Source organism: Pantoea agglomerans (assembly GCF_020149765.1).
Taxonomy (GTDB): Bacteria; Pseudomonadota; Gammaproteobacteria; order Enterobacterales; family Enterobacteriaceae; genus Pantoea; species Pantoea alvi.
Genome location: NZ_CP083809.1, coordinates 1,813,798 through 1,835,089 on the forward strand (window position 1 = coordinate 1,813,798; position 21,292 = coordinate 1,835,089).

Consider the following 21,292-nt stretch of genomic DNA (forward strand, 5'->3'; position numbering starts at 1 on the left):
CCCGCAGGCAGGCGTCCCGCGCAAGAGTCTGCGCGGGACCCGCACGCAGGGAGACGGCGTTGGCCGCTGTGCCATCGGGGCCAGCCATCGCGCAGCCCCCTCCCGCTAAACCAACCCGGCTGACGCCGGATTTTTTATGCCAGGTGATAGCGCGACGAGAGGGTCAGCGCCAGGTATTTAAAGACGTTAAACACCGCTGTGGTTTTCGCCGTCGGCAGCCCTTCGTCATCAAGAAAAAAGGGGCCGCGAAACACCAGCACGTCGCCCTGCTGAATCACCTCGTCAGCTTCCATCCCGGCAAAATAATCGTCATGTTCGCGGATAAGCGAATTGGCTTTTTCCAGTAGCGCCTGGCGTGAAATGGGTTGGGTATTTTTCTGCATTAATTATCGCCTTTTTGACATGCTCAAAATCCTTTCTATATTACGTGCCGAAAGCGCTGCGCGGCAAATCAGCAAAACGTCTGAAAATCTGGCGCAAAATTCAACTGAGTGCTAATTAAGTTGCGTAACGAATTTTATCAGGTAGAGTGTGGGCGATTCAGATTTCAGGGAGATCACACCGGGATGTGTGATTGTGTCAGATGAAAAAGTCGCTCTTATTCATACCCTTGCATAAACATATGCCAGCTGGCCCGAGATTGACCCCGCAGCCTTGAAAAGCAAAAGAGGCGCAACAATATTGAACCCAATGGGTTTCTGGGCATCAAATCCTCTCCCGTTTATCAGGACGTTTTCATTAGGTAAAGGTACATATGGGTAAAGCACTCGTCATCGTTGAGTCCCCGGCAAAGGCCAAAACAATCAATAAATACCTCGGTAGTGACTACGTGGTGAAATCCAGCGTCGGTCATATCCGTGATTTGCCGACCAGTGGTTCAACCGCGAAAAAGAGTGCTGACGGGGCCGGCGACAAAAAAGCGAAAAAAGTTAAAAAAGATGAAAAGGCTGCGCTGGTCAGCCGCATGGGCGTCGACCCGTATCACGGCTGGAAGGCGGATTATCAAATCCTGCCCGGCAAGGAAAAAGTCGTCTCTGAACTGAAAGCGCTGGCGCAGAATGCCGACCACATCTATCTCGCAACCGACCTTGACCGCGAAGGGGAAGCCATCGCCTGGCACCTGCGGGAAGTGATCGGCGGCGACGACAAGCGCTTCAGCCGCGTGGTGTTTAACGAAATCACCAAAAATGCGATTCGTCAGGCGTTCGAAACGCCGGGCGAACTTAATATCGACCGCGTCAACGCCCAGCAGGCGCGCCGCTTTATGGACCGCGTCGTCGGCTATATGGTTTCGCCGCTGCTGTGGAAGAAAATCGCCCGCGGTCTCTCCGCCGGCCGCGTGCAGTCCGTCGCGGTGCGTCTGGTGGTTGAGCGCGAGCGCGAGATCAAAGCGTTCGTGCCGGAAGAGTACTGGGAGCTGAACGCCGATCTGCATACGGCGAAAGGCGATCTGCTGGCGATGTCCGTCACGCACCAGAACGACAGCCCGTTCCGTCCGGTCAACGGCGAACAGACGCAGGCCGCCGTCGCGCTGCTGGAAAATGCGCGCTATGAAGTCGTGGATCGCGAAGATAAACCGACCAGCAGCAAGCCTGGCGCGCCGTTTATTACCTCGACGCTGCAGCAGGCGGCAAGTACGCGACTCGGCTTCGGCGTGAAGAAAACCATGATGATGGCGCAGCGCCTGTATGAAGCGGGCCACATCACCTACATGCGTACCGACTCCACCAACCTGAGCCAGGATGCGCTGGCGATGGCGCGCGGCTATATCGACAAAAACTTCGGCAAAAAGTATCTGCCGGAGACGGCGAACACCTACGCCAGCAAAGATAACTCGCAGGAAGCGCACGAAGCGATCCGTCCTTCTGACGTCAACGTAGTGGCGGAAAAGCTCAAGGATATGGAAGCGGACGCGCAGAAGCTCTATCAGCTGATCTGGCGTCAGTTCGTCGCCTGTCAGATGATGCCGGCGCAGTACGACTCTACCACGCTTACCGTTGCCGCCGGCGACTTCAGGCTGAAGGCAAAAGGGCGCACGCTGCGCTTTGACGGCTGGACCCGCGTAATGCCAGCGCTGCGCAAAAATGATGAAGACCGCACGCTGCCGCACGTAGCCAAAGGCGAGACGCTGGATCTGCAGCAGCTGATGCCAAGCCAGCACTTTACCAAGCCGCCGGCGCGCTTCAGCGAAGCTTCTCTGGTGCGCGAGCTGGAAAAGCGCGGCATTGGCCGTCCGTCTACCTACGCCGCTATTATCTCGACCATTCAGGACCGCGGCTACGTGCGCGTTGAGAACCGCCGTTTCTACGCCGAGAAGATGGGCGAGATCGTCACCGATCGCCTGGAAGAGAACTTCCGCGATCTGATGAACTACGACTTTACCGCCACCATGGAAGACAGCCTCGACCGCGTCGCCAATAACCAGGCGGAGTGGAAAGGGGTGCTGGATAACTTCTTTAGCGACTTTACGCAGCAGCTGGACAAAGCTGAGAAGGATCCGGAAGAGGGCGGCATGCAGCCGAACCAGATGGTGCTTACCTCTATCGACTGTCCTGCCTGCGGACGCAAGATGGGCATCCGCACCGCCAGCACCGGCGTATTCCTCGGCTGTTCGGGCTATGCGCTGCCGCCGAAAGAGCGCTGCAAGCAGACCATCAACCTGATCCCGGAAAACGAAGTGCTGAACGTGCTGGAAGGCGACGACGCCGAAACCAATGCGTTGCGCGCGCGCCGCCGCTGCCAGAAGTGCGGCACGGCGATGGACAGCTACCTGATCGATCCGCAGCGCAAGCTGCACGTCTGCGGTAACAACCCGGAGTGTGACGGTTATGAGATCGAGCAGGGCGAATTCCGCATCAAAGGCTACGACGGCCCGGTGGTGGAGTGTGAGAAGTGCGGGTCGGAAATGCACCTGAAGATGGGGCGTTTCGGTAAGTATATGGCCTGCACCAACGACGACTGTAAGAACACGCGTAAAATCCTGCGTAACGGTGAGGTCGCGCCGCCGAAAGAAGATCCGGTGCCGCTGCCAGAACTGCCGTGTGAGAAATCGGACGCCTATTTCGTGCTGCGTGACGGGGCGGCCGGCGTCTTCCTCGCCGCCAACACCTTCCCGAAATCGCGCGAAACCCGCGCGCCGCTGGTGGAAGAGCTGCAGCGCTTTAAAGATCGTCTGCCCGAGAAGCTGCGTTACCTGGCTGATGCGCCGGCGACCGATGCTGACGGCAATAAGACCATGGTGCGCTTTAGCCGCAAAACGAAACAGCAGTATGTCGCCTCTGAAAAAGAGGGGAAAGCGACGGGCTGGTCTGCGTTTTACATCGACGGCAAGTGGCAGGAAGCGAAAAAGTAATCTCCTCCCTCCTTATCTAAGGCCAGCAATGCTGGCCTTTTTCTTAGCCTTATATCAAAACGTTCTACATTCTTTCCTGCGATGATATAGTGGTTATAGCATTTCCGACACTTCCTGTGATTTGCCTCTTTTCTCACCGATCCGGCGAAAATATGTCAATCGGGATGCCGCTCTGTAGCTTACTGGGATGGAACAGATATGAAATTGCAGCAGTTGCGCTATATCGTCGAAGTGGTTAATCACAACCTGAACGTCTCTTCGACAGCAGAAGGGCTTTACACTTCTCAGCCGGGCATCAGTAAGCAGGTGCGCATGCTGGAGGATGAACTGGGCGTGCAGATCTTTGCGCGCAGCGGCAAACATTTAACCCAGGTCACGCCAGCGGGCGAAGAGATCATTCGCATCGCCCGCGAGGTCCTGTCCAAAGTCGATGCGATAAAGTCGGTGGCGGGTGAGCATACCTGGCCGGATAAAGGCTCGCTCTACGTGGCGACCACCCATACTCAGGCGCGTTACGCTTTGCCTGGCGTAATCAAGGGCTTTATCGAGCGCTATCCGCGCGTCTCGCTGCATATGCATCAGGGGTCGCCAACGCAAATCGCCGAGGCGGTCTCTAAAGGCAACGCCGATTTCGCTATCGCCACCGAAGCGCTGCATCTCTATGACGATTTAATCATGCTGCCGTGCTACCACTGGAATCGCGCTATCGTGGTGACGCCCGATCATCCGCTAGCGGGCAAGGGCCAGGTCTCAATCGAAGAGCTGGCGGAATATCCGCTGGTGACCTACACCTTCGGCTTTACCGGGCGCTCAGAGCTGGACACCGCCTTCAACCGCGCAGGACTGACGCCGCGAATCGTTTTCACCGCCACCGACGCAGACGTCATCAAAACCTATGTGCGCTTAGGGCTGGGCGTGGGCGTCATCGCCAGCATGGCGGTCGATCCCATCGCCGATCCTGACCTGGTGCGCATCGAAGCGGCGGAGATTTTTACCAACAGCACCACCAAAATCGGCTTCCGGCGCAGCACCTTTTTGCGTAGCTATATGTATGATTTTATTCAGCGCTTTGCGCCGCACCTGACGCGCGACGTGGTGGATGCGGCGGTGGCGCTACGCTCTAACGAAGATATCGAGGCGATGTTTAAAGACATCAAACTGCCGTTTAAGTAAGTCCGCGTTTCGTTTAGCATTTTTAAAGGCTGCCCCGGGCAGCCTTTTTTGTGCGTAGTCGTTAGCGCCACCTCAATGTCGAAAAATTTTATTATTTTTTTGTAAATGAAACATCGATCACATGTTTTCTTGTTTGCATTACTTAAATGAGAAACAGTACACAAATTTTACTTTGCCGCTTTGCGCACTGCCAGGATAATTCCCATACTCCAGTTAAGACCTGATGTGAAAGCGCTTTTTATCAGGACTTATAAAGTTAACTCAAGAATAAGTTGGCCCTAATCGCAATTTAACTCAAATTTGCAATGTAATAATTCAATTAAGGAAATGTGTCGCGGTTCATTATTTCTTAAGTTTGCAGGCCACGTTGATTAATAGTCTTAATCGTTGTGCTCAATAAAAATAACTGGATTTTCGGCCTTAATGAGTTTAGGATTCGTCCTAAATCTTAATCGATGTTATCAATCGTTTTATTGAGAGTGATTATCAAAAACTATGGATACGAGACTGACTGTACAACCGGACTTCCGGGCAAAAAGCACCAAGGTTGAGCGTTCTGGTAACATCCGTCGCAAAGCCTGGTTAACCGTAATAGCTGCTTCTGCGCTGTTCTGGGTGGTTGTAGCATTGATGATCTGGCGTATATGGGGCTAAACCATGTGGGCGAACACACTCAGCCGTAAACAGTCGTTATCCGCGCCACAGCTGCAGGCTCCAGGTTGCAAAAGCAAAGAGAGCAGCGTGACGGAACACAAAGTGACTATCCCGGATAGCTGGGAACTGAGTGAAAATAAGCGTCACTTCATCGAGTCTTTCATGGACACGAAAGCCAAATAATCAGCAGGCGCTACTGGCTTCGCCAGTGTAATACCTCTTTCCGGTTATCCGGCGAGCAAATTAAAAGCCAATCTTTACACTCAGCATATAAAAAGGGTGTCATCACATAACGGATGACAGCAGGACTTTTTTACGCCCGAATTCGGGAGGAGTGACGTATGAATATGACTATCAATACCATCAAAATCTCCTGGCTGAGCGCATATGCATTCTCGTTTGCATTCTGGGCTGCGGCCGTCTGGATTGCTGTATAAACTGAAAGCGGTATTTCTCCTTATTCTTTTCGCCAGCGCCCCGCAGAGTCTGCGGGGCGTTTTCGTTTGTCTGCACAATGGTGTAGCATTTCGTGTTGTAATCAAAACGTTAAAGAAAATGTAGTCTATCTTTAACATAAACCTTGTTCTCTCTGAGGTTAACGCGATCACGATAAGAAAGAAAAGGAGGAGCTATGTCGGACACCCTACGCCAGCAGAGTCAGGACACGCTGCAGGTCGACAAACAGCAGTATCATATTTTCAGTCTGCCCCGCGCCGCCCAACACCTCGGTAACATCGACCGCCTTCCCAAATCGTTAAAAGTGCTGCTGGAGAATCTCCTGCGCTGGCAGGATGGCGATTCCGTTACGGAAGAAGATATTCAGGCGCTGGTTGGCTGGCAGCAAAATGCCCATGCCGATCGAGAAATCGCCTATCGCCCTGCGCGCGTGCTGATGCAGGACTTTACCGGCGTGCCGGCGGTGGTGGATCTGGCTGCGATGCGCGAGGCGGTGAAGCGCCTCGGCGGCGATGTGGCAAAAGTTAATCCGCTCTCGCCGGTGGATCTGGTTATCGACCACTCCGTTACCGTGGACCGCTTCGGCGACGACAGCGCCTTTGAAGAGAATGTCGAGCTGGAGATGGCGCGCAACCACGAGCGCTATGTTTTTTTACGCTGGGGCCAGAAAGCCTTTAATAAATTCCGCGTCGTGCCGCCGGGCACCGGTATCTGTCACCAGGTGAACCTGGAGTATCTGGGCAAGTCGGTCTGGCATGAGCAGATCGACGGCAAACAGTTCGCCTGGCCGGACACCCTGGTTGGCACCGACTCCCATACCACCATGATTAACGCGCTCGGCGTGCTGGGCTGGGGCGTCGGCGGCATCGAGGCGGAAGCGGCCATGCTCGGCCAGCCGGTCTCTATGCTGATCCCGGACGTGGTTGGCTTTAAGCTGACCGGCAAGCTGCGCCCAGGAATTACCGCTACCGATTTAGTGCTGACCGTGACCCAGATGCTGCGCAAGCATGGGGTGGTTGGCAAATTCGTCGAGTTTTACGGCGACGGGCTGGCGGATCTGCCGCTGGCCGATCGCGCCACTATTGCCAATATGGCACCGGAATATGGCGCGACCTGCGGATTCTTCCCGATTGACGACGTGACGCTGGGCTACCTGACGCTGACCGGGCGCGATGCCGAACAGGTCGCCCTGGTGGAAGCCTACGCGAAGACGCAGGGCCTGTGGCGCAACCCGGGCGACGAGCCGATCTTCACCAGCTCGCTGGCGCTGGATATGGAGAGCGTGGAATCGAGCATCGCCGGACCGAAACGCCCGCAGGATCGCGTCTCCCTCGGCGACGTGCCCGCCGCGTTCAACGCCAGCAACGAGCTGGAGGTGAATCATACTCAGCCAGCCCATAAAACCGTCACCTATACCGACAGCCGCACCGGCCTCAGCCATGAGATTGAAGATGGCGCCGTGGTGATCAGCGCCATTACCTCCTGCACCAACACCTCTAACCCGAGCGTGCTGATGGCGGCGGGGCTGCTGGCGAAAAAAGCAGTGGAGCGCGGTCTGAAGCGTCAGCCCTGGGTGAAAGCTTCGCTGGCACCCGGTTCAAAAGTGGTCTCCGACTATCTGGCGGTGGCGCAGCTAACGCCCTACCTCGACAAGCTCGGCTTTAACCTGGTGGGCTACGGCTGTACTACCTGCATCGGTAACTCCGGGCCGCTGCCCGACGAAATTGAAGCCGCAATTAAACAGGGCGATTTGACCGTCGGCGCGGTGCTCTCCGGCAACCGCAACTTTGAAGGCCGTATCCATCCGCTGGTGAAAACCAACTGGCTGGCGTCGCCGCCGCTGGTGGTCGCCTATGCGCTGGCGGGCAATATGAAGATCAATCTGCAGACCGACCCGCTGGGTCAGGATGCGCAGGGCAAGGATGTTTACCTGAAGGATATCTGGCCGTCGCCGGAAGAGATCGCCACCGCGGTGCAGCAGGTAACCAGCGATATGTTCCATAAAGAGTACGCCGAGGTGTTCTACGGCACTAAAGAGTGGCAGCAGATCAAAGTGAGTGAAGCGGCCACCTACGCGTGGGACGAAGGCTCTACCTATATTCGCCTGTCGCCCTTCTTTGACGATATGGAACGGGAGCCGAAACCGGTCGAGGATATCAAAGGGGCGCGCGTGCTGGCGATGCTGGGCGACTCCGTAACCACCGACCATATCTCTCCCGCCGGCAGCATCAAGGCTGATAGCCCGGCGGGACGCTATCTGCAGTCCCACGGCGTCGACAGCGCCGACTTTAACTCCTATGGCTCACGACGCGGCAACCATGAAGTTATGATGCGCGGCACCTTCGCCAATATTCGTATTCGTAACGAGATGGTGCCGGGAGTGGAAGGCGGCTATACCCGTCATATTCCGAGCGGCGAGCAGCTGGCCATTTACGACGCGGCGATGAAGTATCAACAAGAGGGAACGCCGCTGGCGGTGATTGCCGGTAAAGAGTATGGCTCAGGTTCAAGCCGCGACTGGGCGGCGAAAGGGCCGCGCCTGCAGGGCGTACGCGTGGTGATCGCCGAATCGTTCGAGCGAATTCACCGCTCTAACCTGATCGGTATGGGTATTCTGCCGCTGGAGTTCGCCCCTGGCGTAACGCGTAAAACGCTGCAGCTGACTGGCGAAGAGCTGTTCGACATCGAAAATCTGTCGCAGCTCCAGCCGGGTTGCAAGGTGCAGGTGACGATGACGCGCCCGGATGGTACGCAGGAGACGCTGGAGACGCGCTGCCGCATCGATACCGGCAACGAGCTAACCTATTACCGTAACGATGGCATTTTGCACTATGTGATCCGCAATATGCTCAACTAAGCGCAACGCCGGGGTCGCCCGGCGTACTGCGGCACGGCGCTCACGCGGGCGGCCGTGCCCGACCGCAAAAAAGAAGGCAGCTGGCCTGCGCTATTTATAGCGCAGGCCGCTTTGATCTTCGGCCTTGGCTGCCGCCTCTCTGTACTGACGATGGGTGAGTAAGAAGGTGAGGGCGGTTATTCCGGTTTTGACAGCAGATGGCCCATCTTTTCCGCTTTGGTATCCAGATAGTGCGCGTTCTTTGGGTTGCGACCGACGATCAGCGGCACGCGCTCGACGATATTGATGCCCGCTTCGCTGAGGATCTCTACCTTACGCGGATTGTTAGTCAGCAAACGCACCTCGTTTACCCCCAGCAGCTTGAACATATCGGCACACAGCGTGAAGTCGCGCTCGTCGGCGGCAAAGCCGAGCTGGTGGTTGGCCTCAACGGTGTCATAGCCTTTATCCTGCAGCGCATAGGCGCGGATCTTATTCAGCAGGCCGATATTACGTCCTTCCTGGCGGTGATAGAGCAGTACGCCGCGGCCCTCTTCGGCAATGGCGTTCAGCGCCGCTTCCAGTTGAAAACCACAATCGCAGCGTAAGCTGAACAGCGCGTCGCCGGTCAGGCATTCCGAATGAACGCGTGCCAGCACGGGCGTGTTATCGCTGATGTCGCCAAATACCAGCGCGACGTGATCGTGACCGGTTGCCAGTTCTTCAAAACCGACCATGAGGAAATCGCCCCAGGGCGTGGGCAGTTTGGCTTCTGCCACCCGTTTAAGCTGCATGTGACTCTCCAGAACCTTCAGAGGATGCGCTATTCTAAAACAGCGCACAGGCCAGTATGGCCTGAAAAAATTGGCAATATTGTGCCACAACGTGAAGTTGGGCTGCTAATTTGTCAGAGCGATTGTAGTGATAAAGCACGAATATCCAATGCGCAACAAGTTATGTTATTATTTTTTAAGATAAAGTTATTTGCAAGCGGCAGAAAGAGGCCGCATCAGAGGAGAAAGGATGCTGCAGATTTTGCGTCGCACTACGGCAGGCATGCTGCTGCTGATGATCATTCCGCTCGTGGTCTGGGCGACCGGCTGGCGCTGGCAGCCGGGCGAAAGCGATGCGCTGCTGCGCGTCCTCTACTGGATGACCGAAACCGTCACGCGCCCCTGGGGCACGCTGACCAGTCTGCTGCTCAGCCTGTGGGTGCTCTGGTGTCTGCGCTTTCGCCTTAAGCCCGCGCTGCTGCTGCTGCTAATCATGAACGCGACGATTCTCACCGGGCAATACAGCAAGTCCTATATCAAAGATCAGGTTCAGGAGCCGCGTCCTTATGTGGTCTGGCTGGAGCATAACCACGGTCTGGACGCGCGCGAGTTCTACAGCATGACGCGCAAAGAGCGCGGCCAGCGCGTCGATCAGCTGCTCGCCAGCGACCAGATGCTGCCGGGCTGGCTAAAGCGCCACTGGGCATTTGAAACCGGCTTCGCCTTTCCTTCCGGCCATACGATGTTTGCCGCCAGCTGGGCGCTGCTGGCGCTGAGCCTGCTCTGGCCGCGTCGCCGCTATATCACCATCGCGGCGATTGGCGTCTGGGCCGGTGCGGTGATGGCCAGCCGTCTGCTGCTCGGCATGCACTGGCCGGGCGATCTGGCGGTGGCGGTGGCCTTCTCCTGGCTGCTGGTCACCTTCGCCACCTGGCTGGCGCAGCGCTTTTGCGGCCCGCTCACGCTACCGCCGGAAGAGCGAAAGGAAGTGGCGCAGAGGGAAAACGGATTGTAATTGCGATCTTTATCCCCATATTATTGATTGCGCTTGCCTAAAAGCCACGCGCCTGGCGCCGCAGGGAGCAGCAATGTTGCCGCTTTTTTGGCATACTTCTACCAGATAACCTCACAACAGGATGCACTGTGAAATATTTGCTGATTTTCTTAGTGGTATTGGTCATTTTTATCATTTCCGTCACCTTAGGCGCGCATAACGACCAGGTCATCACCTTTAACTATCTGCTGGCGCAGGGCGAATTCCGTATCTCTACGCTGCTGGCTTCGCTGTTCGGCGCGGGGTTTGTGCTGGGCTGGGCCATCTGCGGTCTCTTCTGGCTGCGCGTTCGCGTTTCCCTGGCGCATGCGCAGCGCAAAATCAAACGTATGCAGACCCAGCTGGATAAAAGCGCGCCGCCTGCTGCCGCATCGACTGCCGTCACGGGTCGGGAATAGTCCTCCATGCATGAATTGCTGTTTCTGTTACTGCCCGTCGCCGCGGCTTACGGCTGGTATATGGGGCGACGCAGCGCGCAACAGGACAAGCAACAGGAAGCGAGTCGCCTGTCGCGGGATTACGTTGCAGGCGTTAACTTTCTGCTCTCCAACCAGCAGGATAAAGCGGTCGATCTCTTTCTCGATATGCTGAAAGAGGACAGCGGCACGGTGGAGGCGCACCTGACGCTGGGTAACCTGTTCCGCTCGCGAGGTGAGGTGGATCGCGCGATACGCATTCATCAGTCGCTGATGGAGAGCGCCTCGCTTAACTACGACCAGCGCCTGCTGGCGATACAGCAGCTGGGCCGCGACTATATGGCCGCCGGGCTGTACGATCGCGCCGAAGATATGTTCAAGCAGCTGACGGATGAGACCGATTTTCGCATCAGCGCGCTGCAGCAGCTGCTGCTGATCCATCAGGCGACCAGCGACTGGCATCAGGCGATCGACGTCGCCGAGCGCCTGGTGAAGCTGGGTAAAGATAAGCAGAAAGGGGAGATCGCTCACTTCTACTGCGAGCTGGCGCTGCAGGCGATGAGCAGCGACGATCTCGATCGCGCGATGAGCCTGCTGAAAAAGGGCGAGGCGGCCGATCGCCAGAGCGCGCGCGTCTCAATCATGATGGGACGCATCCTGATCGAAAAGGGCGAATACGCCAAAGCAATCGACCATCTGCAGCGCGTGCTGGATCAGGATAAAGAGCTGGTGAGCGAAACCCTGCCGATGCTGGAGACCTGCTATCAGCGATTAAATCAGCCCGACGCCTGGGCGGCGTTTCTGCAGCGCTGCGTGGACGAGAACACCGGCGCGGCGGCCGAGCTCTATATGTCCGATATCCTCGAGCGTCAGGAAGGGCCGGAATCGGCGCAGCTCTATATCAATCGCCAGCTGCAGCGTCATCCTACCATGCGCGTTTTCCATCGCCTGATGGACTTCCACCTGCACGAAGCGGAGGACGGGCGCGCAAAAGAGAGTCTGATGGTGCTGCGTGATATGGTGGGCGAGCAGATCCGCACCAAGCCGCGCTACCGCTGCCAGAAATGCGGTTTTACCGCTCATGCGCTCTACTGGCACTGTCCCTCCTGCCGCACCTGGTCCTCGGTGAAACCGATACGCGGACTCGACGGTCAGTAATCTTGACCGTCGCGGTCTGACTTACCGCAATGCTCTTAGTTACAACATACTGATAGGGACGATACTTGCACCCATGCAGCAATGTGCAACTTCTCGCCACGCAGGCGGCGAGGGCGCCGCAAACGTTGTCCCTGGCATAAGGCGCGGGTAGAATGCTTGCCGTTTGTCCCCTTTGCCTGCCGCCGTCAACTACGAGGAAATGCCATGCCTTTATCGTCAACCGTGACCACGTCGCCCATTCTGGTGGCGCTCGACTATCACGACCTCAACAGCGCATTGCGTTTTGTCGACCAGATTGATCCGCAGAGCTGTCGCTTAAAAGTCGGCAAAGAGATGTTTACCCTGTTTGGCCCCGCGCTGGTAAAAGATCTGCAGCAGCGCGGCTTCGAGGTCTTTCTGGACCTGAAATTCCACGATATTCCCAATACCACCGCCCATGCGGTTGCCGCAGCGGCGGATCTGGGCGTCTGGATGGTGAACGTACACGCCAGCGGCGGCGCGCGCATGATGAACGCCGCGCGCGAAGCGCTGCTGCCGTTCGGCAAGGATGCACCGCTACTGATTGCCGTCACGGTATTAACCAGCATGGACGCCGACGATCTGCGCGGCCTGGGCATTACCCTGTCGCCCGCCGAGCAGGCGGAGCGCCTGGCGAAGCTGACCCGCGAGTGCGGCCTCGACGGCGTGGTCTGCTCCGCGCACGAAGCCACGCGTTTTAAAACCGCTATCGGCGCCGATTTTGCGCTGGTCACGCCGGGCATCCGTCCGGCAGGCAGCGACGCCGGCGATCAGCGCCGCATTATGACGCCGCAGCAGGCGCAGCAGGCGGGTGTAGACTATATGGTGATCGGGCGTCCGATTACCCAGTCGGCCGATCCCGCCGCCACGCTGTCAGCTATTTTAACCTCGCTTAAGGAGTCCGCATGAGCCGCGACAATCCGCTGGTTTACTCAACCGACGCAGGCCGCATCGCGCCGCCGCAGGAGAAGGTCGAACGTCCAAAAGGGGACGGCATCGTGCGCATTCAGCGCCAGACCAGCGGCCGCAAAGGCAAAGGCGTCTGCCTGATTACCGGGCTCGATCTTGACGACGAGGCTCTGAATAAGCTGGGCGCGGAGCTGAAGAAAAAATGCGGCTGCGGCGGCTCGGTAAAAGAGGGCGTTATTGAGATTCAGGGCGACAAGCGCGATCTGCTTAAGCAGCTGCTGGAAGCCAAAGGCCTGAAGGTAAAACTGGCGGGCGGGTAAATAAAAATCGGGCTACGTCTGTAGCCCGATGGTTAGATTAATACGCTGTGTAGCCTTTATTATTAAATTTGCCTTTCGGTCATTAATCGATCTGATGGCCGATGACACCGCCGACTGCCGCGCCGCCCAGGGTGCCGAGCGCGCTGCCGTGCGTTAACACCGAACCACCGATTGCGCCGGCGCCGGCGCCGATAGCGGTGTTACGATCGCGTTTTGACCAGTTTGAACAGCCGCTCAGCGCGACAACTAAAGTGGTAGCCAATACAGCTGCGGTAATACGTTTCATATTTGTTGTCATAAACTTCTCCTTGGTTGTGCTCACAGAGGCAACACCCTAAGTATAGGTGGTTTTTTCCTCTGTTATTATCTCTACCCGTATTACGCCATCGCTTCTTCCCTGAAGATGCCGATATGCCTTTCACTATGGACAATGTTGTCTCGGGCAGATAAATGCAGTCGGCAAACAGATCCGCCCATTGCATGAGTGAATTCTAAGCCTTATGCAAATTTTCCGAAGATGGAAGATTCCTAATTCACGCCACATTTTTCATTTATCAGCCGTTTTCCGCCGCTTTTCCAGCCACTCTCTCCATAACCTTTTTAGCCAGCGCCTGCACAATTCAGAGATCAATCTGAGCAGGAGAAAACAATGCTGGAACAACTCAAACAGCAGGTTCTGGAAGCGAACCTGGATTTGCCGCGCTACAACCTCGTCACCTTTACCTGGGGCAACGTCAGCGCGGTGGATCGCGAGCAGGGCCTGCTGGTGATCAAGCCTTCAGGCGTCAGCTACGCCAGCATGCAGCGCGACGATATGGTGGTGGTGGATCTCGCCAGCGGTGCGGTTATAGAGGGCGACAAGCGCCCGTCGTCCGATACCGCTACCCACCGCGCGCTCTATCTGGCGTGGCCAGAGGTCGGCGGCATCGTACACACCCATTCGCGTCATGCCACCATCTGGGCGCAGGCGGGGCGGGCAATTCCAGCCTGGGGCACGACGCACGCAGACGATTTTTACGGTGAGATCCCCTGTACCCGCGCCATGCGCGACGACGAAATTCAGCACGACTACGAATGGAATACCGGCGGCGTGATTATCGAGACCTTCGCCCAGCGCGATCTCTCTCCCAGCGCCATACCGGCGGTGCTGGTGAACTCGCACGGGCCTTTCGCCTGGGGAAGCGACGCCACGCGGCGGTACACAGCGCCGTGGTGCTGGAGGAGGTGGCTTATATGGGGCTGTTCAGCCAGCAGCTGCGCGCCGATTTGCCCCCCATCAATCAGACGCTGCTCGATCTGCACTACCTGCGCAAACACGGCAAAAACGCCTGGTACGGGCAAAAAGCGTAACCCGCCGCGCCCGCGCGCCTGAAAACACGCCAGCTTCATTAACGCAGGCGGCACGATCGAAAAGCAAAGCGTCCCGCGCCAGAGAAGCGCAGACAGCATTGCTATCGGTTATGCCGCCTGCGTTCGCATCGGATCCAGCGCAGCGGACGAAGCCAATCCCTCTGGTATGGCGACGGCGGTCAAAATAACGAAACATACCCACAATAAAAAATAAAACAGCGTTTCAATTTTGTGGGGAGATCACTGTTTTCCGTCGCCGCCCCCCGTACTTTGCTGTCACGCCCTCGGGCATAAAAACGCACCTCCCTCTGGACAGCAAAGGTGATCCCTTATGCATATCAAACGTGCTATCGATAAAATCCCTGGCGGCATGATGCTTATTCCGCTCTTTCTCGGCGCGCTTTGCCACACCCTGACGCCGGGCGCGGGCAAATACCTCGGCTCTTTCAGCAATGGCCTGATGACCGGCACGGTGCCGATCCTCGCCATCTGGTTCTTCTGCATGGGCGCCTCCATCAGGCTCAGCGCCACCGGCGCGGTCCTGCGCAAGTCGGGCACGCTGGTCATCACCAAAATCGCGGTGGCGTGGGTTGTTGCGGCGATCGCCGCGCGCGTGGTGCCAGAGAACGGCGTCGAGGTTGGCATGTTCGCTGGCCTCTCGACGCTGGCGCTGGTCGCCGCGATGGATATGACCAACGGCGGCCTGTACGCTTCGATCATGCAGCAGTACGGCAGCAAGGAAGAGGCGGGTGCCTTTGTGCTGATGTCGCTGGAGTCGGGGCCGCTGATGACGATGGTGATCCTCGGCACGGCCGGCATCGCCTCCTTTGAACCGCACGTCTTCGTCGGCGCGGTTCTGCCGTTTCTGATCGGCTTTGCGCTGGGCAATCTGGATCCAGAACTGCGGGAATTTTTCGCTAAAGCGGTGCATACGCTGATTCCTTTCTTCGCCTTCGCGCTGGGCAACACCATCGATCTCACGGTTATCGCTCAAACCGGCCTGCTGGGTATCCTGCTGGGCGTGGCGGTAATTATCGTCACCGGTATTCCGCTGATTATCGCCGACCGCCTGATTGGCGGCGGCGACGGCACGGCAGGCATCGCCGCGTCGAGCACGGCGGGAGCAGCGGTGGCGACGCCGGTGCTGATAGCGGAAATGCTGCCGCAGTTTAAACCGGTCGCGCCAGCCGCCACTGCGCTGGTGGCGACATCGGTGATTGTTACCTCGGTGCTGGTGCCAGTGATAACTGCTGTCTATTCAAAACGCATTAAGCGTTCGCGCGTTGCGGTTGGCCAGCGCGCGGCGATTAAGTAAGCCCGCTTAAACATCCCCGGCCACTAAGTCGGGGATATCTCTGGATTTTACTTTATAAATCAATCTCTCATTTGGTCTGGCCTCTCTCTGCATTACGCTGATGTGGCGTTTAACGCATCAAATAAACAGAGGATGAGACGATGACAGTAATTAACCAACCAACCTGCCGACTGTTCACCGAAGTGGGACAGACTACTCAACTTGCCGCGTACTACGAAGAGGGCCGCCGCACCATGTGGATGATGTTGCGGGCGCAGCCGCGCCCCAGCTTTAACCACGAATTAATCGAGGAGATCATGAACCTGAGCTATGCGGCACAGCGCTCCGGTCTGCCGATCGATTTCTGGGTCACCGGCTCGCTGGTGCCGCAGATGTTCAACGCGGGCGGCGATCTGCGCTTCTTCGTCGAGTGCATTCGCAACAACCGCCGCGAAGCGCTGCGCGCCTATGCCCGGGCCTGCGTCGACTGCATTCACTCGGCGGCGCGCGGTTTTGACACCGGCGCGGTGACGCTGGCGATGATTGAGGGCAGCGCGCTGGGCGGCGGCTTTGAAGCCGCGCTGGCGCACCACTTTATCCTGGCGCAAAACAACGCCCGGCTCGGCTTCCCGGAAATCGCTTTTAACCTGTTCCCCGGCATGGGCGGCTACTCTCTGGTGGCGCGTCGGGCCGGTATGAAGCTGGCGGAAGAGCTGATATGCGAAGGGGAGTCGCACAGCGCAGAATGGTATGAAACGCGCGGCCTGGTGGACAAGGTGTTCCAGCCCGGCGAAAGCTACCGCTGCACGCGCACCTTTATCGATACGCTGCGGCCGAAGCTCAACGGCGTGCGCGCCATGCTGAAAGCGCGCCAGCGCGTGCTGCAGCTGTCGCGCGCCGAGCTGATGGATATCACTGAGGACTGGGTCGACTATGCCTTTACGCTGGAGCCGAAAGATATCGCCTATATGGAACGTCTGGTGCAGTTACAAAACCGCCATAGCGCATCCTTGCGTAAAGCGGGTTAATAACGCGGAGTTTTAAACGCGGGCAGGATGCTTAGCCAGCCAATGCCCAAACTGTTCCGCGGGCATTGGTTTTGCGTAGAAGTAGCCCTGACGCCCGTCTACGCCGTTGAGGAGGACAAACTCTTCTTCCGCTTTCGTCTCGATGCCTTCGGCGATCACCTCCAGCGTCAGCGCCTTGGCGACGGCAACGATGGCGCGCACCAGCGACTGGGAAACCGGCTGCTCATTAATATTACGAATAAAACTTTGATCAAGCTTGATGGCGTTGATCGGCACGCGCGCGAGCTGCGACAGCGAAGAGTAGCCCGTGCCGAAATCGTCAAGATGCACCTGCGCGCCCAGCTCCTGGAACTGCTTCATCAGGGTCAGCGCCTGCGCTTCGTTCTCAATCAGGCAGCTTTCGGTGAGCTCGATATCGATCGGGCACTCCGTCAGGCCGCTGTCCATCAGCGCCAGCTTGAGATCGCTGTAGATGCTCTGGTCAATCAGCTGTCGCGCCGAGACGTTGACCGCCACGCGCAGGTTAATGCCCTGTTCGCGCCAGGCCAGAATCTGCCGCAGCACGGTCAGCATCACCCAGCGGCCGAGCGGCACAATCAGCCCTGACTCTTCGGCATAGGGAATAAAATCGGCGGGCGAAACCATGCCGCGCTCCGGCGAATTCCAGCGCACCAGCGCTTCCGCGCTGCGCACCGCGCCGTCGCGATCGAGCTTCGGCTGATAGAACACCGTCAGGTGATCCTGTTCGAGCGCCTTGCGCAGGTTGGTGTCGAGCCAGAGATACTCAAACACGCGCTGGTTCATCTCCGCAGCGAAAACGCAGAACTTGCCGCGCCCGTTCTCTTTGGCGTGATACATCGCGGTGTCGGCGTTGCGGATCAGGCTCTCGCGGTCCTCGCCGTGCAGCGGCGCCAGCGCGATGCCGATAGAACAGCCGCTGTAGACTTCAATCAGGCCGATACGGAAGGGCTGGCGCAGGCGTTCGAGAATGCGCGACGCCATCGCCTCCAGCGCCGCCTGGCTGGTGTGCTCTGCCAGCACCACGAACTCGTCGCCGCCGAGGCGCGCCAGCGTCTGGTCTTTGCCCAGGCAGCTGAGGATCGCCAGCGACACCGCCTGCAGCAGCTGATCGCCGAACATATGACCGTAGGCGTCGTTCACCTTCTTGAAATTATCGAGATCGAGGTAGACCACGCCGGTCTCATCCTCTTTCGCCAGCTCCAGCGCCAGGCTAATTTGCTGGTGGATCGCGTTGCGATTGGGCAAACCGGTCACGGTATCGGTGTTTGCCATCACCCGCAGGCGCTCCTGCGCCCGTCGCTCCTCGGTTATGTCCGTTCCGGAACAGATGAGGAAAATTTCATTTTTGCCGCTGCCGCTGTGAACGAACTTATTACGAAACAGAAAGAGTCGCTGGCCCTTACGGGTCTTCACCCAGCGTTCCACCTCATAGGAATTGCCGTCGCGGAAGAAGCCGGCGATATTGCGGCGCGAGGCGGCCGCCTCCTGTTTGGTCATAAACAGCTGAAACACGTTGCGGCCGATAACTTCGTGCTCGTTAAGGCCGGTGTACTCCTCGCTGAGGCGGTTAAAGCGCTGAATATTGCCGCGCTGATCGACAATCACAATCACCGAGTTGGCTTCAGATACCACCTGTTCGGCGAAAGAGAGGCCCTGCGTCAGATCGCGCGCGACGGCGGAGGTATCGCCCCAGGCGGAGGCGGTGCCGGCCCAGCTCGACTGGTTTACCTTGCGGCCGACAAAGTGCATCGGCACCGGCGTGCCGTGCAGCGGCAGCGTCAGGTTCACACTGGAGGTGATTAACGTCATGGCGCGCAGCAGGCTGGCCTGCGCGGGCGTCAGCGCAACGGCGATATTAGTGTGCGCGTTTTCATCCTCTGCGAAATGCAGGGCATCGCTGTCGGTGGTCAGGCGCCAATGAGGGCTGGTCGTGCCAAACAAGGTATACAGCAACGTTTGCCCTTGTTCATCGGTCATGGAAAGGTCCTCCGGGGGAGTGCTCTGCTGGCGTTATCTCATTATTTTATCAACAGTATTCGGCATCTCACTTCAGTACAAGATGCCAGCCAAATATATTTTCCAGTCTGGTAACCAATGGCACAAAAAAGCCCCGCGTCGCGGGGCTAAATTACCGGCTTAACAAGGACATTTACCCAGCTTGCCGGCCTGACTGGGGAACCGGGCATCAAGACAGTAGCGGTGAAAATCGCGCTCGCTCATTGGGGTAAGATCCGGGTGCTGACGCTGCATATGCTGAAGATAATTTTGATAATCCTGCACCCCGACCATCAGACGAAAACTTTGCTGCAGGCCGCGCCACAGCGTTCGCCAGCGAAAGCGCCGGGGGGCGTCGAGCGGGCGGCAGCGGTGAATGGCCTCGAGGCGCGCCGGACGGGCGGCGCGATGAATTGCATCAGACATGGCGTACCTCCTTGCGCAGCGACGGCTCCGCCTCGTGCGTGGTTGGCACGCTGCTGCGCAGGGCGCGGCGAATCACAAAGAAGGCGGCGATCAGCATGGTGACCGCCACCAGCATAAAGAAGCCGCACAGCACGGCGTTGATCTGGTTGCTGAAGACGATGGTCTGCATATCCGCCACGCTCTTCGCCGGGGCGATAATGACCCCCTCGTCGATCCCCTTGCGGAACTTATTCGCCTGCGCCAGGAAGCCGATTGAGGGCTTCTCATGGAAAATCTTCTGCCAGCCCGCCGTCATCGAGGTGATAAACAGCCAGGCGGTCGGCAGAATCGTTACCCAGGCGTAGCGCTGCTTCTTCATCTTGAACAGCACCACGGTGCCAAGGATCAGCGCCATAGAGGCGAGCATCTGGTTGCCGATGCCGAACAGCGGCCACAGGGTATTGATGCCGCCCAGCGGATCGACCACGCCCTGGTAGACAAAGAAGCCCCAGCCGGCCACCGCGACCGCCGTGCCCGCCATATTGCCCGCCCACGAGCGGTTATTCGCCAGCGACGGCACCACCGTGCCAACCAGGTCCTGCACCATAAAGCGACAGGCGCGCGTGCCGGCATCCACCGCGGTGAGAATAAACAGCGCTTCGAACAGGATAGCGAAGTGATACCAGAAGGCCATCATCGCCCGGCTGTTAAAGACGTCGGTAATGATATGCGCCATGCCCACCGCAAAGGTCGGCGCGCCGCCGGCGCGTGACAATACCGACGCCTCGCCGACGTCGCGCGCAATGCCAGAGAGCATTTCAGGCGTCACCACAAAGCCCCAGCCGTTAATCACCTGCGAAGCGTTCTCTACCGTGGTGCCGATCAGCGCCGCCGGGGAGTTCATGGCAAAGTAGACGCCGGGATCGATGACCGAGGCGCAGATCAGCGCCATGATGGCGACGAAAGATTCCATCAGCATAGCGCCGTAGCCGATAAAGCGAATATGGCTCTCTCGCTCTACCAGCTTCGGCGTGGTGCCGCTGGAGACCAGTGCGTGAAAGCCAGAGATGGCACCGCAGGCGATAGTGATAAACAGGAAGGGGAAGAGCTGGCCGGAGAAGACCGGGCCGCTGCCGTCGATAAAGCGCGTCACCGCTGGCATCTTCATTTCCGGCATGGCGAACAGAATGCCGATTGCCAGCCCGACGATCACGCCGATTTTCAGGAAGGTGGAAAGATAGTCGCGCGGCGCCAGCAGCAGCCAGACCGGCAGCACCGAGGCGACAAAGCCGTAGATCACCAGCACCCAGGTCAGCGAAGTGCCTTTCAGGGTAAAGAAGGGGCCCCAGTAAGGATCCTGCGCCACGTTGCCGCCGTAGATAATCGCCGCCATCATCAGCACAAAGCCGATCAGCGACACCTCCGCTATCTTGCCGGGGCGGATAAAGCGCATATAGACGCCCATCAGCAGCGCGATGGGAATGGTCGCGGCGATGGTAAAGAGTCCCCACGGCGAGTTAGCCAGCGCTTTCACCACCACCAGTGCCAGCGCGGAGAGGATGATAATCATCACGCCGAGCGCGCCGAGCATGGTAATCACGCCCGCAAAGGCACCCAGCTCCTGACGCGCCATTTCGCCCAGCGAACGGCCGTCGCGGCGGGTAGAGATAAACAGCACGAGGAAATCCTGCACCGCGCCCGCCAGCATTACGCCGACAAGGATCCAGATGGTGCCGGGCAGAAAGCCCATCTGCGCCGCGAGGATCGGCCCGACCAGCGGCCCGGCGCCGGCGATAGCGGCAAAATGGTGGCCGAACAGCACCCATTTGTTGGTCGGTACATAGTCGAGGCCGTCGTTGAAACGCTCGGCGGGCGTACGGCGACGATCGTCCAGCTCGAAAATATTGCGGGCGATAAACAGGCTGTAAAAGCGATAGGCGATGCTGTAGCAGGCGACCGCGGCCACCACCAGCCAGACGGCGTTAACGTGCTCGCCGCGATTTAACGCCAGCATGGCGAATGCGCCCGCGCCGACTAACGCCACTGCTAACCAGATGACGCTGGTTTTGACGTTCTTCAT

General features: G+C 58.0%; 17 protein-coding genes and 1 pseudogene. 12 read left to right on the top strand and 6 right to left on the bottom strand.

Features of this window, described 5'->3' with window-relative positions; translation table 11 throughout:
• Positions 1 to 134: 134 nt before the first annotated feature.
• Positions 135 to 383, bottom strand: coding sequence for a YciN family protein (locus tag LB453_RS11250; protein ID WP_103795969.1), 249 nt, complete (start codon positions 381 to 383; stop codon positions 135 to 137).
• Positions 384 to 754: 371 nt separating this feature from the next.
• Here LB453_RS11250 and topA point away from each other — a divergent pair, with 371 nt between their 5' ends.
• The 4 genes from topA to acnA all read left to right on the top strand — a co-directional run bounded on the left by topA (position 755) and on the right by acnA (position 8,492).
• Positions 755 to 3,352: a type I DNA topoisomerase gene (topA, locus tag LB453_RS11255; RefSeq protein ID WP_103795968.1), complete on the top strand. Its 2,598-nt coding sequence runs from the start codon at positions 755 to 757 to the stop codon at positions 3,350 to 3,352.
• Positions 3,353 to 3,550: 198 nt separating this feature from the next.
• Positions 3,551 to 4,525 carry an HTH-type transcriptional regulator CysB gene (cysB, locus tag LB453_RS11260; RefSeq protein ID WP_033746805.1) on the top strand — a complete coding sequence of 325 codons (975 nt, stop codon included), beginning with the start codon at positions 3,551 to 3,553 and terminating at the stop codon, positions 4,523 to 4,525.
• A 495-nt stretch (positions 4,526 to 5,020) separates the two neighbouring features.
• A complete protein-coding gene (locus LB453_RS11265; protein ID WP_103795967.1) occupies positions 5,021 to 5,179 on the top strand; it encodes a YmiA family putative membrane protein in 159 nt (52 codons plus the stop codon).
• A gap of 631 nt (positions 5,180 to 5,810) precedes the next feature.
• On the top strand, positions 5,811 to 8,492 hold the full coding sequence (gene acnA / locus LB453_RS11270; RefSeq protein WP_224481735.1) for an aconitate hydratase AcnA: 2,682 nt from the start codon (positions 5,811 to 5,813) through the stop codon (positions 8,490 to 8,492).
• 176 nt (positions 8,493 to 8,668) lie between these two features.
• Here acnA and ribA read toward each other — a convergent pair whose 3' ends face one another.
• The gene (ribA, locus tag LB453_RS11275) at positions 8,669 to 9,265 is read right to left on the bottom strand and encodes a GTP cyclohydrolase II (RefSeq protein ID WP_103795964.1); all 597 of its coding nucleotides are present in this window, start codon (positions 9,263 to 9,265) and stop codon (positions 8,669 to 8,671) included.
• A gap of 229 nt (positions 9,266 to 9,494) precedes the next feature.
• Between ribA and pgpB the strand changes: the two genes are divergently transcribed.
• The 5 genes from pgpB (at position 9,495) to yciH (ending at position 13,119) form a co-directional block, all read left to right on the top strand.
• The gene (pgpB, locus tag LB453_RS11280; protein WP_103795963.1) at positions 9,495 to 10,259 is read left to right on the top strand and encodes a phosphatidylglycerophosphatase B; all 765 of its coding nucleotides are present in this window, start codon (positions 9,495 to 9,497) and stop codon (positions 10,257 to 10,259) included.
• A gap of 128 nt (positions 10,260 to 10,387) precedes the next feature.
• Entirely contained in the window at positions 10,388 to 10,696 is a 309-nt protein-coding gene (locus tag LB453_RS11285; RefSeq protein ID WP_103795962.1) for a LapA family protein, read from the top strand.
• 6 nt (positions 10,697 to 10,702) lie between these two features.
• Positions 10,703 to 11,872 carry a lipopolysaccharide assembly protein LapB gene (lapB, locus tag LB453_RS11290; protein WP_103795961.1) on the top strand — a complete coding sequence of 390 codons (1,170 nt, stop codon included), beginning with the start codon at positions 10,703 to 10,705 and terminating at the stop codon, positions 11,870 to 11,872.
• Between the two features lie 204 nt (positions 11,873 to 12,076).
• On the top strand, positions 12,077 to 12,799 hold the full coding sequence (gene pyrF / locus LB453_RS11295; RefSeq protein ID WP_103795960.1) for an orotidine-5'-phosphate decarboxylase: 723 nt from the start codon (positions 12,077 to 12,079) through the stop codon (positions 12,797 to 12,799).
• Entirely contained in the window at positions 12,796 to 13,119 is a 324-nt protein-coding gene (gene yciH, locus LB453_RS11300) for a stress response translation initiation inhibitor YciH (protein WP_103795959.1), read from the top strand. Before pyrF ends, yciH begins: the two co-directional genes overlap by 4 nt.
• A gap of 82 nt (positions 13,120 to 13,201) precedes the next feature.
• Here yciH and osmB read toward each other — a convergent pair whose 3' ends face one another.
• Entirely contained in the window at positions 13,202 to 13,417 is a 216-nt protein-coding gene (gene osmB, locus LB453_RS11305) for an osmotically-inducible lipoprotein OsmB (RefSeq protein ID WP_103795958.1), read from the bottom strand.
• Between the two features lie 351 nt (positions 13,418 to 13,768).
• Here osmB and araD point away from each other — a divergent pair.
• The 3 genes and pseudogenes from araD (at position 13,769) to LB453_RS11320 (ending at position 16,791) form a co-directional block, all read left to right on the top strand.
• A pseudogene (gene araD / locus LB453_RS11310) lies at positions 13,769 to 14,469 on the top strand (L-ribulose-5-phosphate 4-epimerase).
• Positions 14,470 to 14,800: 331 nt separating this feature from the next.
• Positions 14,801 to 15,784 (top strand): 2-keto-3-deoxygluconate transporter, encoded by a 984-nt coding sequence (kdgT, locus tag LB453_RS11315; protein ID WP_103795956.1) that lies wholly within the window; start codon positions 14,801 to 14,803, stop codon positions 15,782 to 15,784.
• Positions 15,785 to 15,924: 140 nt separating this feature from the next.
• The gene (locus tag LB453_RS11320; protein ID WP_103795955.1) at positions 15,925 to 16,791 is read left to right on the top strand and encodes a crotonase/enoyl-CoA hydratase family protein; all 867 of its coding nucleotides are present in this window, start codon (positions 15,925 to 15,927) and stop codon (positions 16,789 to 16,791) included.
• A gap of 12 nt (positions 16,792 to 16,803) precedes the next feature.
• On the opposite strand, the gene pdeR is transcribed toward LB453_RS11320, so the two are convergent.
• The 3 genes from pdeR to LB453_RS11335 form a co-directional block, all read right to left on the bottom strand.
• Positions 16,804 to 18,789, bottom strand: coding sequence for a cyclic di-GMP phosphodiesterase (pdeR, locus tag LB453_RS11325; RefSeq protein ID WP_224481736.1), 1,986 nt, complete (start codon positions 18,787 to 18,789; stop codon positions 16,804 to 16,806).
• 159 nt (positions 18,790 to 18,948) lie between these two features.
• Positions 18,949 to 19,233: a YbdD/YjiX family protein gene (locus LB453_RS11330; protein WP_103795953.1), complete on the bottom strand. Its 285-nt coding sequence runs from the start codon at positions 19,231 to 19,233 to the stop codon at positions 18,949 to 18,951.
• Positions 19,226 to 21,292, bottom strand: a complete 2,067-nt coding sequence (locus LB453_RS11335; protein WP_103795952.1) for a carbon starvation CstA family protein — start codon at positions 21,290 to 21,292, stop codon at positions 19,226 to 19,228. The genes LB453_RS11330 and LB453_RS11335 overlap by 8 nt, the downstream gene beginning before the upstream one ends.

What these genes read in the sequence shown, in the direction of transcription:
- cysB (WP_033746805.1), top strand. Translation starts at nt 3,551, where the DNA reads ATGAAATTGCAGCAGTTGCGCTATATCGTCGAAGTGGTTAATCACAAC.
- kdgT (WP_103795956.1), top strand. Translation starts at nt 14,801, where the DNA reads ATGCATATCAAACGTGCTATCGATAAAATCCCTGGCGGCATGATGCTT.
- LB453_RS11250 (WP_103795969.1), bottom strand. Translation starts at nt 383, where the DNA reads ATGCAGAAAAATACCCAACCCATTTCACGCCAGGCGCTACTGGAAAAA.
- pyrF (WP_103795960.1), top strand. Translation starts at nt 12,077, where the DNA reads ATGCCTTTATCGTCAACCGTGACCACGTCGCCCATTCTGGTGGCGCTC.
- lapB (WP_103795961.1), top strand. Translation starts at nt 10,703, where the DNA reads ATGCATGAATTGCTGTTTCTGTTACTGCCCGTCGCCGCGGCTTACGGC.
- LB453_RS11335 (WP_103795952.1), bottom strand. Translation starts at nt 21,292, where the DNA reads ATGAAGAACGTCAAAACCAGCGTCATCTGGTTAGCAGTGGCGTTAGTC.
- pdeR (WP_224481736.1), bottom strand. Translation starts at nt 18,789, where the DNA reads ATGACCGATGAACAAGGGCAAACGTTGCTGTATACCTTGTTTGGCACG.
- LB453_RS11320 (WP_103795955.1), top strand. Translation starts at nt 15,925, where the DNA reads ATGACAGTAATTAACCAACCAACCTGCCGACTGTTCACCGAAGTGGGA.
- yciH (WP_103795959.1), top strand. Translation starts at nt 12,796, where the DNA reads ATGAGCCGCGACAATCCGCTGGTTTACTCAACCGACGCAGGCCGCATC.
- topA (WP_103795968.1), top strand. Translation starts at nt 755, where the DNA reads ATGGGTAAAGCACTCGTCATCGTTGAGTCCCCGGCAAAGGCCAAAACA.
- pgpB (WP_103795963.1), top strand. Translation starts at nt 9,495, where the DNA reads ATGCTGCAGATTTTGCGTCGCACTACGGCAGGCATGCTGCTGCTGATG.
- LB453_RS11265 (WP_103795967.1), top strand. Translation starts at nt 5,021, where the DNA reads ATGGATACGAGACTGACTGTACAACCGGACTTCCGGGCAAAAAGCACC.
- LB453_RS11330 (WP_103795953.1), bottom strand. Translation starts at nt 19,233, where the DNA reads ATGTCTGATGCAATTCATCGCGCCGCCCGTCCGGCGCGCCTCGAGGCC.
- osmB (WP_103795958.1), bottom strand. Translation starts at nt 13,417, where the DNA reads ATGACAACAAATATGAAACGTATTACCGCAGCTGTATTGGCTACCACT.
- ribA (WP_103795964.1), bottom strand. Translation starts at nt 9,265, where the DNA reads ATGCAGCTTAAACGGGTGGCAGAAGCCAAACTGCCCACGCCCTGGGGC.
- acnA (WP_224481735.1), top strand. Translation starts at nt 5,811, where the DNA reads ATGTCGGACACCCTACGCCAGCAGAGTCAGGACACGCTGCAGGTCGAC.